Origin of the sequence: Sphingomonas sp. IBVSS2 (genome assembly GCF_002127225.1) — a bacterium.
Taxonomy (GTDB): domain Bacteria; phylum Pseudomonadota; class Alphaproteobacteria; order Sphingomonadales; family Sphingomonadaceae; genus Sphingomonas.
In genome coordinates, this window is the sequence record NZ_NFUR01000001.1 from 838,781 (window position 1) to 850,634 (window position 11,854).

Here is an 11,854-nt window from a genome sequence, read left to right on the forward strand (position 1 = left end):
GACGAACAGGGCATGAGTTTCGATAGAGGGCGCCGTGGGGATCGCGGCGGACGTGGCCGCGACAAGCGTGATGGCTTCGGCGGCGATGATTTTGGTGGCGGCGGCTTCGGCGGCGGTTTCGAGGATCGTGGCGGTTTCGGCGGCGGTGACCGATTCGGCGGCGGCGGTGGCGGTGGCTATCGCGGCGGCGGTGGCGGCTTCGGCGGCGGCGGTGGCGGCGGTGGTTTCCGCGGCGGCGGCGGTGGCGGCTTCGGCGGTGGTGGCGGCGGCTTCGGCGGCGGCAACCGCATGCCTCCGCAGGTCATCGGCGAAGGCACCGGCGTCGTTAAGTTCTTCAACGGCCAGAAGGGCTTCGGCTTCATCGTCCGTGACGATGGCGGCGAAGACGTTTTCGTGCACATCTCGGCGGTCGAGCAGGCGGGCCTTACCGGCCTGGCCGAAGGCCAGCCGCTCGGCTTCACGCTCGTCGATCGCGGCGGCCGCATCTCGGCCACCGAGCTCAAGATCGATGGCGAGCCGATGCCGGTCGAAGAGCGCGCGCCCCGCGAGGATCGCGGCGATCGTGGCGGCTTCGGCGGCGGCGAGCGCGGTGGCCCGCAGCGCCAGCTGACGGGCGAGAAGGCGACCGGCACGGTCAAGTTCTTCAACGCCATGAAGGGCTTCGGCTTCATCCAGCGTGATGACGGCCAGCCGGACGCGTTCGTGCACATCTCGGCCGTGGAGCGCGCGGGCATGCCGACGCTCAATGAAGGCGACCGACTCGAGTTCGAACTCGAAGTCGATCGTCGCGGCAAATACGCCGCGGTGAACCTCACGCCGTCGAGCTGAGGCGCGCCTTCGGGCCAGCACATCGAAGGGGCCGGGCGGAAACGTCCGGCCCTTTTGCTTTTTTGATTCGCGCGAAGGCACGGAGAAGAAAGAGAATTGGTTCGCGCAGAGGACGCTGGGAACGCAGAGGAACACCTGCGGGAAGCGCATGCGCCCTGTCGGCGTCGGGAACGACGACGGCTAGAGCGCTGCTGACGCGGCGCGAGACAGCCTCAGCGCCCTCCGCGCGAACCAATTCTCCGCGCCTTCGTGAAGCAAATCGCGAATCGGCTCATCCCCCCAGCAGCTCGTGGAGCGGCAGCGCCGGAGTGAATTTGCGCCGGCGCTTCACGAAGCTCGTCTCGTAGCGGCGCACCACCGGATCGCTGCCGAGCAGCGAATCGACCAGCATGTTGAACGAATCCATGTCGCGCGCCGAGACGAGCAGGACGAGATCGAAATTGCCGGTCACTTCGAGCATCAGCTGGACGTGCGGGCTGGCGAGGACCCGGCGCTGAAAGGCCTGGAGCGCGTCGAGCGAGTGCCGGTCGAACTGGACATGGACCAGCGCCGACAGGAAGGGCCCCACCTCTTCCGAGACGATAGCGACATCGGCCGCGATCGTGCCGTCCGCGCGCATCCGGCGGATCCGCCGGGCGATCGCGCTGGGCGAGAGCGGCAGCCGCTCGGCCAGCAGGTCGGCGGTCATCAATGCGTCCTGCTGGAGCAGCGCGAGGATGCGCAGGTCGATAGCGTCGTTGGTCATTCCGCTACTATGCCAGATTCTGGCAAGTGGGCAGGCGAAATTGCGCGCCACGCGCCCATGCTTCACGCCATGCAGTGTTATGCAGATAACACAGTTGGGGAGAGAGTCATGAAGATCGCACTTGCCGCGCTGGCGCTTTCCGCCGGCCTCGCCGTTGGCGCGCAGGCGCAGCAGGGGCCGGGCCCGGCAGGTGGCCCCGGCGGCCCCGCGCCGATGGCCGCGCCGGCGGCGAGCAAGACGGAGATCGTCACAAGCATCCGCAAGGCGATCGCCGGGAACTATGTGGTCGCGGGCAAGCGCGCCGCGCTCGACGCCGCGCTCCTCAAGGGCCTGAAGGCCGGGCGCTACGACGCCGCGGATCCGGGCGAGTTCACCCGCCGGCTGAACGAGGACCTTTATGCGGTGGCGCAGGACAAGCATCTCTCGTTGTTCTTCGATCCGCGCATGTCGGCCGAGATCGCCGGCCGCGGCAGCCAGAATGACGAGATCGAGGACACCCCCTTCTTCAAGGCGATGATGCGCCAGCGCAACTATGGCATCACCGAGATGAAGCTGCTGCCCGGCAATGTCCGCTATATCCGCTATGACGGGTTCGGCTGGACCGGGGCGGAGAGCCGGGCAGCGATCGACGCGGCGATGGCGTTCCTGCGCGAAGGCGACGCGGCGATCCTCGACCTGCGCGGCAATGGCGGCGGCAGCCCCGAAGCGGTGCGCCGCATCGCCAGCTATTTCGTTCCCGCGGGCACGCCGCTGGTGACCTTTCATCTGCGCAGCGAGGCGCCGACCAGCTCGACGAGCGAGGCGGTGCCCGGCGGGCAGCTCCGCCTGCCGCTCTATGTGCTGACCAGCAATCGCGCGGCATCGGCAGCGGAGGAGTTCGTCTCGCATGTCGCGCGGCTCGGTTTCGGCACGCTGGTGGGCGAGACGACGGCGGGCGCGGCCTATCGCAACGAGCATTTCGCGATGCCCGGCGGCTTCGTGATGAGCGTGTCGATCGGCTATCCCGAGCTGCCGGGCGGCGGCAACTGGGAAGGCAAGGGCGTGGCCCCGAAGATCGCGGTGCCGGCGGACCGGGCGCTCGACCGCGCCCAGCAGGACGCGGCGCAGAAGCTCGCCGAGAAGGCACAGGGTCCGCAAAGGACCGAGCTGGAATGGACCGCCGCGCTCCATGCGGCCCGGGTGACGCCGGCGGTACCCGCCCGGGCGCTCGCCGCCTATGCCGGGCGCTATGGCGCGCGCACGGTGGCCTTGGAGAATGGCGCGCTCACCTGGCAGCGCGACGGCGGCGTCAAATCGGTGATGGTGCCGCTGGGCGGCGACCTGTTCGCGTTCGAGTTCGACCCGGCTACCCGGGTGCGCTTCACCGGCGAAGGCGCGGTGACCGGCGTGGTCATCGAGCGCGCGGACGGCTCGGGCAATCCGGTGCCCCGGGGATAGTCGCGGCTCCAGGGGCGCCTTGGGCCGGTGCTAGAGCAGGATCAGCACCGCCCCGGCGAGAATCCCGGCGACGCCCAGCGCCCGGCCGCGCGTCACCTTCTCGCCCAGGAAGAGCGTGGCGATGACCAGCGCGGTGACCATGCCGGTCTCGCGCAGGGCGGCGAGCGGCGCGGTGGGGCCGATCGCCAGTGCCAGGAGCGCCAGGCCATAGGTGACGATCGAGAGCGCACCCGCCGCCACGCCCGGGCGCCATTGCCGCGCCGCCGAAGCGAAGATCGCGCCCCTGGAGAGCAGGGCGAACATCGTCACCGTGCTCATCCCCATCAGCACGAACATCCAGACGATATAGCTGTGCGGCGTCGGCGCGGCGCGCACGCCGTGTGCGTCGATCACCGTATAGCCGGCGATGGTGAGCCCGGTGAGCAATGCCCAGCCCAGGCCGGCCCGGCCGATGTGCCGGCCCAGCACCATCACGAACATGGCCCCGCCGATCAGCGCGATGCCGGCCAGTTCGCGCGCGCCGGCCGGCTCGCCGAGCAGCCCGATCGAGAGCGCGGCGGTGACCAGCGGCGCGGTGCCGCGCAGGATCGGATAGGCGGCCGAATAGTCGCTCGCGTCGAAGGTGCGCACCAGCGAATAGAGATAGAGGCAATGGACCAGGGCGGTGCCGGCGATCCACGGCCAGGCGGCGGCCGGCAGCGGCACGAGCAGCGTCGCCGGAAGCAGGATCAGCGCGCTCGATCCGTCGATGATCGCGCGGCCGGCCATCTTGTCGCGGCCGCCCTTCAGGATCGCGTTGACCACGGCATGGATGGAGCCCGAGGCGATCATCATCGCCGGGGCGAGCAGCTCGGGATTCACCAGGCGGTGTCGCGGACGTGCCGGAGCCAGAGCGCGAGCAGGATGCGCGAGACGATTCCGGAGAAAAGCACCAGCGGAACGACCAGCCAGAGCATCAGTACCTGGAAGGCGCTCCATTGCCCGGCGACGAGATGCCGGGCGCTGCTCAGCGCGGTCCAGCCCAGGACGATCGCGGTGGAGATCAGCCCGGCGAGCAGGGCGGCACCGATCCAGCGCCGCCAGGGCAGTGCCGGATCGCGCAGGAAAATCAATGCGACAGGGGTGCCGACGACCAACGCATAGCAGAGGCCGAACAGCGCCAGCGTGCCCCACACCCGCAGCAGCGAATCGGCGCCGCCGCTGCCGGCAAAGGCGGCGAGCAGGGACGCAGGCACGGGCCCTGCGAGCACGCAGGCGATCAGGGGCAGAACCGCGATACGATTTCCCTTGGCCATCGGGCGCGAAACTGACTCAGGTGACGTGCTTGCGCAACGCCTCGATCGTGTCGGCTTCCCGCGCGGGCTTGTCGGTGCGGATGCGGCTGATCCGGGGGAAGCGCATCGCCAGGCCCGATTTGTGGCGCCGCGATTCGTGGATCGAATCGAAGGCGACTTCGAGGACGAGGCTCTTGTCGGTCTCGCGCACCGGCCCGAAGCGATTCACCGTATGGGTGCGGACATGATGGTCGAGCCATTTCAGCTCCTCGTCGGTGAAGCCGAAATAGGCCTTGCCGACGGGCAGCAGCTCGCCCTCGGCCGTCCAGGCGCCGAAAGTATAGTCGGAATAGAAGCTGCTGCGCTTGCCCGAGCCGCGCTGGGCGTACATCAGCACGCAATCGGCGACCAGCGGATCGCGCTTCCATTTGTACCAAAGCCCCGCCCGGCGGCCGGCCACATAGGGCGAGTTGCGCCGCTTGAGCATGACGCCCTCGATCGACGCGTCGCGGGCGCCCGCGCGGAGTTCCTCCAGCGCGGCGAAGTCCCTGGCCGGAATCACCGCCGAGACGTCGAACCGCTCGGGGTCGAGCCGCACGGCGAAGCGCTCCAGCCGGGTGCGGCGCTCCGACCAGGGCAAGTTGCGCAGATCTTCCTCGCCATCGAAGAGGATGTCGTAGAGGCGGACAAAGGCGGGATAGTCGGCCAGCGTCCTGGCGCTGACCAGCTTGCGGCCCAGCCGCTGCTGGAGCGTGTTGAAGCTCGCCGCCGCGCCGCCCTGGAACGCGCCCTTCACCAGCAGTTCGCCATCGAGCACGCCGGGCGTCGCGAAGGCCCCCGCGACTTCGGGAAAGCTATGGGTGATGTCGTCGCCCGCGCGGCTATAGAGCCGGGTCTCGCCCGCGACATGGACGAGTTGGACGCGGATCCCGTCCCATTTCCACTCGGCGGCATAGTCGGCGAGATCGACGCTCTCCTGCTCGAGCGGGTGGGCCAGCATGAAGGGGCGGAAGACAGGCAGGTCGCGCGCGCTCGGCTGCGTGGCGCGGCCCTCGGCCCAGTCGAACAGTGGCGCATAGGGCGGGGCGAGGCCGTGCCACACTTCCTCCACCGCATCGACATCGAGCCCGAAGGCCTGGGCGAGCGCGGTCTTGGCGAGCCGGGCGGAGATGCCCACGCGCAGCGCGCCGGTGGCGAGCTTGAGCAAGGCGAAGCGCGCATCGGCGTCGAGGCGATCGAGCATCCCCGCCAGTGCCGCGGGCGCATCGGACCTGGAGATCCCGCCGAGTGTCGCGACCACCTGCGAGACGCTGAGCGGTGCCATGGTGTCGGGCGGTGCCGCCGGTTCGGGCCAGAGCAGCGCGATCGTCTCGGCCGAATCGCCGACAAAGTCCCGGCTCATCGCATAGAGCACCGGATCCACGCGTTCCTCCACCATCGCGCGGATCAGGGCGGGCTTCACCGCCGGCAGGTCGAGCGTGCCGGTGAGCGCGGCCATCGCCCAGCCACGGTCCGGATCGGGCGTGGCGCGCAGATAGTCGCCGATCCGCTTGAGCTTCGCGTTGCGCGAGCGCGTGTAGATCAGGCCATCGAGCAGGTCGGCAAAGGCACGCATGATGGCGCAACGCATAGCGCGGCCGATGCGCTCCCGTTACGATGTTCGTATGCGCAAGCTCTCCCTCATCCTCGCCGGCCTGGCCCTGCTGCTCGCCGCTTTTCTCGGCTGGTGCTTCCGCGAGGCGACCAGCGACCCGGTGGTCCGCCGTGCGGAGGTGGCCATGGCTGGGCTGGAGCGGCCGGTGCGGATCGCGCTGCTGAGCGACATCCATATCGGCACCGCCGCGATGGGGCCGGAGCGGCTGAGCCGGATCGTCGGGCAGGTTAATGCGCTGAAGCCCGATCTGGTGGTGATCGCGGGCGACTTCATCTTCGGCCATGATCCCCGGGGTGCGGCGAAGCTGGGGCCGGCGATGATCGGGCCGTTGCGCGAACTGCGCGCGCCGCTGGGCGTGACGGCGGTGCTCGGCAATCACGACTATTGGACGGGCCCGCAGGCAGTGCGCGACCAGCTCGCCGGCGCCGGCGTTACGGTGCTGGAGAACGATGCCGGCCCCCGCGGGCCGATCGCGCTGGGCGGCATCGGCGACGATTTCTCCGGCCATGCCGATGTCGACGCGACGATTCGGGCGGCGCGCGCGATCGGGCGGCCGATCGTGCTGGTCACGCACTCGCCCGACGTTGCGCCGGACCTGCCCGCCGATGCGCGGCTGCTGCTCGCCGGGCACACCCATTGCGGGCAGGTGCTGGTCTTCGGCCACAACGTCGCGCCCGCGGTCAGCCGCTACGGCGCCCGCTATCGCTGTGGCCTGGTGCGCGAAGGCGCACGGACCGTGATCGTCACCGCCGGGCTCGGCACCAGCGGTGTGCCGTTCCGCCTGGGCGCGCGACCCGATATCTGGTTGGTCACGCTCGTGCCGCCGGCAATGGTGCGGACATGAAAAGCGGGTTAGGTTCGCCGCTCCACCACCGGAGGGGTCTCCCGACAATGAAGCTCGTTCTCACTGCCGCCCTGCTTGCCTGTGCACCTGTTGCCGCCCTTGCCCAGAACGCACCGGCGCCGGCACCGGCACCTGCGCCTGCCCCGGCCACTGCGCCCGCCCCGGCGGCGAAGTTCAGCGCGGACACGCCGATCGAAACCCTGTTCGCCAATGAAGGCGCCAAGGCGGTGCTCGTCGCCGACGGCCTGGGCGATATCGACAAGCATCCCGCCTATGAGCAGTTCAAGGCGATGAGCTTCCGCGCGATCCAGCCTTTCTCGGAAGGCAAGCTCACCGACGAGATGCTCGCCAAGCTCGATTCGGACCTCGCCAAGGTGAAGTAATTGGGCCGGGGCCGGCTCCCGCGGAGCCGGCCTCGTTCTCCGAGCCGCCAGGTTGAGGGTCCAGGCGAGCCTTCGAGCTATTTCCGTCATCCCCCGCCTGCGCGAGGATGACGGGGTTTGCCGATCACGCCTCCGCCCCGGGCGCGGGTTCAGCCCTTGCGCGATGCCTCGAACAGGAACCAGGCGCGCTCCTCGGCCTGATCGGTCCATTCGTCGACGATGCCGCTGGTCGCATTGTCGCCGGCATCTTCGGCCGCCTGCTTCACCGTGCGGAAGCTCTCGATCAGCTTGAGATTGTCCTCGCGCAGCTCGGCGAGCATGTCGCCGGGCGCGACATAGTCCGCGTCATTGTCGGTCAGCGTCTGGCGGCGGGCGATGTCGCCGATCGAGCGCAGCGTGACGTTGCCGGTCTTGCGCACCCGCTCCGCGATCGCATCGGTGATGCCGTAGATCTGCGCCGCCTGATCGTCGAGCAGCAGGTGATAGTCGCGGAAATGCGGACCCGAGACGTGCCAGTGGAAATTCTTGGTCTTGAGATAGAGCGCGAAGCAATCCGCCAGCGCGGAATTCAGCGCATCCGCCACGCTCTTCGCGTCGTTGCGGTTGAGATCGGTAGGGGTGCGGAGCGCCGCATTGGTATCAGCCATGTTCGTCCTCCCGGGATTCGGTTCGCAGGGTCAACGAACGGGATATGGGATCGGCTCCGCCCCGGCGCATTTGCATTTTTCCGATCTCGGAGATCGATCAGGTGAGGCGCAGCGCGTTCACGCCGATCCAGCAGCCGGCGATCAGGAAGCCGATGCCGCTCAGGATGCGCAGCCAGCGCCAGGGGATGGCCGCCCAGGTCCGCTCGCCGAGCAGCGCGGCGACGAATGCCACGCCGAACGCGCCGATCGAGGCGCCGGCCGCCGCGAACCAGGGCTGGCCGCCGGTGGAGAGCGCAAGCGTGAAGAAGGGCGTGCTCTCGCCAAAGGCAAGAATCAGCACGCCAAGGAGTGCAGTGAGGAAGGCGCCGAGCTTCCAGCCGTCGAGCCGGTCCTTCACGCGATTCGACCCGATCGCGCCCAGCGCGCCGAAGATCAGCGCCATGGCGAGCAGCAGCGCGCGCGCATTGGGCGTCATCATCGGCCCGATCAGCGATCCGCCAAGCGCCGCCGCGAGATTGACGGCGGCATGGGCGATGCCCGCCATGAGCGCCACGGTGAGCGGCCGGCCATAGCGATCGGCGAGGATCGCGGTCAGCATGGCCGGCTTGTCGCAAAGCTGGGTGAGGGCGGCCAGCAGGAAGGCCGGGACCAGAGCTTCCACGCGCTTCCCCTTTCGGTGGCCATTCTGGGCAGCCAGGGTTAAACCCGCGTGAAGGATATCCAATTCCTCCCCCAGAGGCGCTCGGGAGGAATTGCTTGGCCCCAGCCTTGACTTTTGGCCGAGAATCGCACAGTTGCCCGCGTCTGGCAGCGGTGCGCTCTGGCGTGCCGCTCTTTTCTTTTCGCAGTTTCAAGGGTTGTTGGGTCATGGCCAAGCCGACCACTGTCAAGATCAAGCTCGTCAGCACGGCGGACACGGGTTTCTTCTACGTCACCAAGAAGAATCCGCGTACCCAGACCGAGAAGTTCTCGTTCCGCAAGTACGATCCCGTCGTGCGCAAGCATGTCGAGTTCAAGGAAGCCAAGATCAAGTAAGGCGGGCGCGAGCCCGGCTTGCCTCGCCCCCGCACGCGCGGGGCCGGTCTTCAAGAAAGCCCCGGGCCGTCAAGGCTGCGGGGCTTCTTCTGTGCCTGGGTTCGGGGCTTCGCGCGGCGGCGCCGGCGATTCGGCCGGCATCAGCGCCCGCACTTCCTCCATGAAGCGCACGAGGCTGATCGGCTTGGAGACATAGGCATTGGCCCCGGCCGCGCGAATCCGCTCCTCGTCGTCGCGGCCGGCATAGGCGGTCACCGCCATGATCGGGATGGCGCGCAGCCTGGGGTCCAGCTTCATGTGCTGGATCAGCTCGAGCCCGGTGACGTGCGGCATCTGGATGTCCATCACCACCAGCTGCGGATCGAAGTCGCGCGCGCGTCCCACCGCCTCGCGCCCGTCGCGCACCGGCTCGGCTTCGAACTGGTGCGCGCGCAGCAGGTCGCAGAACAGCTTCAGATTGAGTTCGTTGTCCTCGACAACGAGCACCCTTTTTGCCACGCGCTACCCCCGGATCGACTCTCGGGTGATGTAGGGTATGGCAGGCGCGGAAACAAATGCGGAAGCGCTGGCGCTGCAGGCGCTTGTGTGGACGCTGGGCGAGGAATCGCGCGCGCGGCGCCTGCTCGACCTCACCGGCCTCGATCCCGCCGAACTGCGCCGGCGGGCGGGCGAGGCGGTGGTGCTCGCCGCGACTCTGTCGTTCCTCGAATCCTACGAGCCCGATCTTGTCGCCTGCGCGGCGGCACTCGACATAAGCCCCGAACAACTGGTCGCCGCCCGGGCGACGCTGGAAAGATCATGAAGCCCCTGCTGATCACCGATTGCGACGAGGTCCTGCTCCACATGGTGCGCCATTTCGGCGTGTGGCTGGGCGAGACGCACGACATCGAGTTCACCCCCAATGGCGGCGATTTCGCCAATTCGATGCGCCGCCGCGCCGATTCGGCCGTAGTGGAGCGCGAGGAGATGTGGGGCCTGCTCGACGGCTTCTTTCCCGCCGAGATGGATCGCCAGACCCTGGTGCCGCATGCCCGCGAGGCGCTGGCCGCGCTTGCCGCGCGCGCCGACATCGTCGTGCTGACCAACCTGCAGGATCATTGCCGCCCGCACCGGATCGCCCAGCTGACGAATCACGGGATCGAACATCGGGTGGAGTGCAACCAGGGCGGCAAGGGTTCGCCGGTGGTGCGGCTGGTCGAGGAATATCGGCCGAGCGTCACCGTGTTCGTCGACGATCTGGCGGTGCACCACGAATCGGTGGCCAAGCATGCGCCGGGCGTGTTCCGCCTCCACATGGTCGCCGAGCCCAGCCTGGCGCCGAGCGTGGCGAAGGCGCCGCACGCCCATGCCCGGATCGACGACTGGCGCGAGGCGCTGGGCTGGATCGAGGCGCGCTTCGACGCGGGCTTGACCGCCGACGTGGCGAGTGGTTGAGCAGACCCATGACCACCCATGTCGATCGCAAGCTCGAAGAGCTCGGCCTCGCCCTTCCCGAAGCCGCGGCCCCCGTCGCCGCCTATGTCCCCGTGGTGGAGGCGAACGGCCTGCTCCATGTCTCGGGCCAGATTCCCTTCAAGGACGGCGCGCTGATGACCGGCCGGCTGGGCGAGGACCGCGACCTGGCGTTCGGCGCCGAGGCGGCGCAGCGCTGCGCGCTGATGCTGGTCGCGCAGATCAAGAAATATCTGGATGGCGACCTGTCGCGGGTCGAGCGGATCGTGAAGCTCGGCGTGTTCATCAATTCCGCCGCGGACTTCACCGACCATCCCAAGGTCGCCAATGGTGCCTCGGAACTGATGCAGGCGCTGTTCGGCGATGCCGGCCGCCATGCCCGCAGCGCCGTGGGCGTGCCCGCCCTGCCGCTGGGCGTGGCGGTGGAGATCGACGCGATCGTCCAGATTCGCTGATCCGGCGCTTTCGGTATTTCGGTTGCGGCTCGTTCCCCATCGGGGAGCGGGCCGTTTTCGCACATGGGGATCGCGCTGTTGCTACCCAGCAACAGTTCGTCACGATCCCGTGACGAAACAGCAATTAATGTTGTGCGGTGCAGCGTGGTGCGGCAAGTAAGTCGTGCTTCGCAAGCAGCGCAGGCCGATGAGCCTCAAGTCGACGCCGTACCGGAGCAGCAGGCGGGAACCCTTTTTTGAACAACGGGAAGGGTATTCCATGCGCTACACCATGATCAGCTTCGCCGCGCTCGCGGCCGCGGCCGCAGCCACCCCCGCAATGGCCCAGGACCAGACCGATCCGCCGCCCGTCGTGACGATCAGCGGCAGCGTCGGCGTGGTCAGCGACTACAAGTTCCGCGGCATCTCGCAGACCGACGGCAATTTCGCCGTGCAGGGCGGTATCACTATCGCCCATGCATCGGGCTTCTACGTCTCGGTCTGGGGTTCCTCGATCGACGATTACGTCACCGTCCACGGCACCGCGCATCAGGAGCTCGACCTGATCGCCGGGTACAAGCACGCGTTCGACGGCGGAGTCACCGTCGATGTCGGCGCGCTCTATTATGTCTATCCGGGCACGCGCCCCGGCTTTGCGGGCGACAGGAGTTCGTCGGACTTCATCGAGCCCTATGCCTCGGTCAGCTATGCGATCGGGCCGGCCACCGCGAAGATCACCGGCAATTATGCGCCGAAGCAGAAGGCGCTGGCGATCGACCAGGGCCAGAGCGGCCTGCTTCGGAAGCAGGACAATTTCTACCTGGCCGGCGATCTGTCGGTCGCGATCCCCAAGACGCCGATCGGCCTCACCGCCCATCTCGGCCACACCTGGGGCCCGAGCTGGCTGTCGGGCCCGACCAACGAATATACCGACTGGTCGCTGGGCGCGACGGCGACCTGGAAGTCGCTGACCTTCGGCGTATCCTATGTCGATACCGACACCAACTTCATCACGCCGAGCGGCAAGGACGCGGCCAAGGGCGGTATCCTCGGCTCGGTGAGCGTCGCCTTCTGATATTGGGGGGAGGGGGAGCGGCAATGCTGCTCCCCGCCATGCGAAA

The 11,854-nt window shown here is 68.3% G+C and carries 16 protein-coding genes; 9 read left to right on the top strand and 7 right to left on the bottom strand.

Annotated elements, in window-relative coordinates; translation table 11 throughout:
• The first annotated feature begins 12 nt into the window (after nucleotides 1-12).
• Entirely contained in the window at nucleotides 13-828 is an 816-nt protein-coding gene (locus CAP40_RS20870) for a cold-shock protein (protein WP_086128041.1), read from the top strand.
• A gap of 271 nt (nucleotides 829-1,099) precedes the next feature.
• Here CAP40_RS20870 and CAP40_RS04095 read toward each other — a convergent pair whose 3' ends face one another.
• Entirely contained in the window at nucleotides 1,100-1,573 is a 474-nt protein-coding gene (locus CAP40_RS04095; RefSeq protein ID WP_179187893.1) for an Lrp/AsnC family transcriptional regulator, read from the bottom strand.
• Nucleotides 1,574-1,681: 108 nt separating this feature from the next.
• On the opposite strand from CAP40_RS04095, the gene CAP40_RS04100 reads away from it, so the two are divergent.
• Nucleotides 1,682-3,010, top strand: coding sequence for a S41 family peptidase (locus CAP40_RS04100; protein WP_179187895.1), 1,329 nt, complete (start codon nucleotides 1,682-1,684; stop codon nucleotides 3,008-3,010).
• Between the two features lie 30 nt (nucleotides 3,011-3,040).
• Here the strand turns inward: CAP40_RS04100 and CAP40_RS04105 are convergent, their stop codons facing one another.
• From CAP40_RS04105 to CAP40_RS04115, 3 genes are read right to left on the bottom strand one after another with little or no spacing between them, the layout of a single operon-like run.
• On the bottom strand, nucleotides 3,041-3,871 hold the full coding sequence (locus tag CAP40_RS04105; protein ID WP_256924007.1) for a DMT family transporter: 831 nt from the start codon (nucleotides 3,869-3,871) through the stop codon (nucleotides 3,041-3,043).
• Entirely contained in the window at nucleotides 3,868-4,305 is a 438-nt protein-coding gene (locus tag CAP40_RS04110; RefSeq protein ID WP_086128043.1) for a hypothetical protein, read from the bottom strand. Before CAP40_RS04110 ends, CAP40_RS04105 begins: the two co-directional genes overlap by 4 nt.
• A gap of 16 nt (nucleotides 4,306-4,321) precedes the next feature.
• Entirely contained in the window at nucleotides 4,322-5,899 is a 1,578-nt protein-coding gene (locus CAP40_RS04115) for a cisplatin damage response ATP-dependent DNA ligase (RefSeq protein ID WP_086128044.1), read from the bottom strand.
• Nucleotides 5,900-5,948: 49 nt separating this feature from the next.
• Between CAP40_RS04115 and CAP40_RS04120 the strand changes: the two genes are divergently transcribed.
• Both CAP40_RS04120 and CAP40_RS20355 read left to right on the top strand, forming a co-directional pair.
• On the top strand, nucleotides 5,949-6,782 hold the full coding sequence (locus CAP40_RS04120) for a metallophosphoesterase (RefSeq protein ID WP_179187897.1): 834 nt from the start codon (nucleotides 5,949-5,951) through the stop codon (nucleotides 6,780-6,782).
• Between the two features lie 47 nt (nucleotides 6,783-6,829).
• Nucleotides 6,830-7,165, top strand: a complete 336-nt coding sequence (locus tag CAP40_RS20355; protein ID WP_086128046.1) for a hypothetical protein — start codon at nucleotides 6,830-6,832, stop codon at nucleotides 7,163-7,165.
• A gap of 149 nt (nucleotides 7,166-7,314) precedes the next feature.
• On the opposite strand, the gene CAP40_RS04130 is transcribed toward CAP40_RS20355, so the two are convergent.
• Together CAP40_RS04130 and CAP40_RS04135 are read right to left on the bottom strand one after the other, a co-directional pair.
• Nucleotides 7,315-7,812, bottom strand: coding sequence for a Dps family protein (locus tag CAP40_RS04130; protein ID WP_086128047.1), 498 nt, complete (start codon nucleotides 7,810-7,812; stop codon nucleotides 7,315-7,317).
• Nucleotides 7,813-7,909: 97 nt separating this feature from the next.
• Nucleotides 7,910-8,473, bottom strand: coding sequence for a TMEM165/GDT1 family protein (locus tag CAP40_RS04135; RefSeq protein ID WP_086128048.1), 564 nt, complete (start codon nucleotides 8,471-8,473; stop codon nucleotides 7,910-7,912).
• 206 nt (nucleotides 8,474-8,679) lie between these two features.
• Between CAP40_RS04135 and rpmG the strand changes: the two genes are divergently transcribed.
• Nucleotides 8,680-8,847, top strand: coding sequence for a 50S ribosomal protein L33 (rpmG, locus tag CAP40_RS04140; protein ID WP_025560997.1), 168 nt, complete (start codon nucleotides 8,680-8,682; stop codon nucleotides 8,845-8,847).
• Nucleotides 8,848-8,916: 69 nt separating this feature from the next.
• On the opposite strand, the gene CAP40_RS04145 is transcribed toward rpmG, so the two are convergent.
• Complete coding sequence (locus CAP40_RS04145; RefSeq protein ID WP_086128049.1) at nucleotides 8,917-9,345, bottom strand: response regulator; 429 nt, start codon at nucleotides 9,343-9,345, stop codon at nucleotides 8,917-8,919.
• Nucleotides 9,346-9,382: 37 nt separating this feature from the next.
• Here CAP40_RS04145 and CAP40_RS04150 point away from each other — a divergent pair, with 37 nt between their 5' ends.
• From CAP40_RS04150 to CAP40_RS04165, 4 genes are all read left to right on the top strand, one after another.
• Complete coding sequence (locus tag CAP40_RS04150; RefSeq protein WP_086128050.1) at nucleotides 9,383-9,649, top strand: DUF3572 family protein; 267 nt, start codon at nucleotides 9,383-9,385, stop codon at nucleotides 9,647-9,649.
• Complete coding sequence (locus CAP40_RS04155) at nucleotides 9,646-10,281, top strand: hypothetical protein (RefSeq protein ID WP_086128051.1); 636 nt, start codon at nucleotides 9,646-9,648, stop codon at nucleotides 10,279-10,281. The genes CAP40_RS04150 and CAP40_RS04155 overlap by 4 nt, the downstream gene beginning before the upstream one ends.
• 8 nt (nucleotides 10,282-10,289) lie before the next feature.
• Nucleotides 10,290-10,754, top strand: coding sequence for a RidA family protein (locus tag CAP40_RS04160; protein ID WP_086128052.1), 465 nt, complete (start codon nucleotides 10,290-10,292; stop codon nucleotides 10,752-10,754).
• 259 nt (nucleotides 10,755-11,013) lie between these two features.
• Nucleotides 11,014-11,808 carry a TorF family putative porin gene (locus tag CAP40_RS04165; RefSeq protein WP_086128053.1) on the top strand — a complete coding sequence of 265 codons (795 nt, stop codon included), beginning with the start codon at nucleotides 11,014-11,016 and terminating at the stop codon, nucleotides 11,806-11,808.
• Nucleotides 11,809-11,854: the final 46 nt, after the last annotated feature.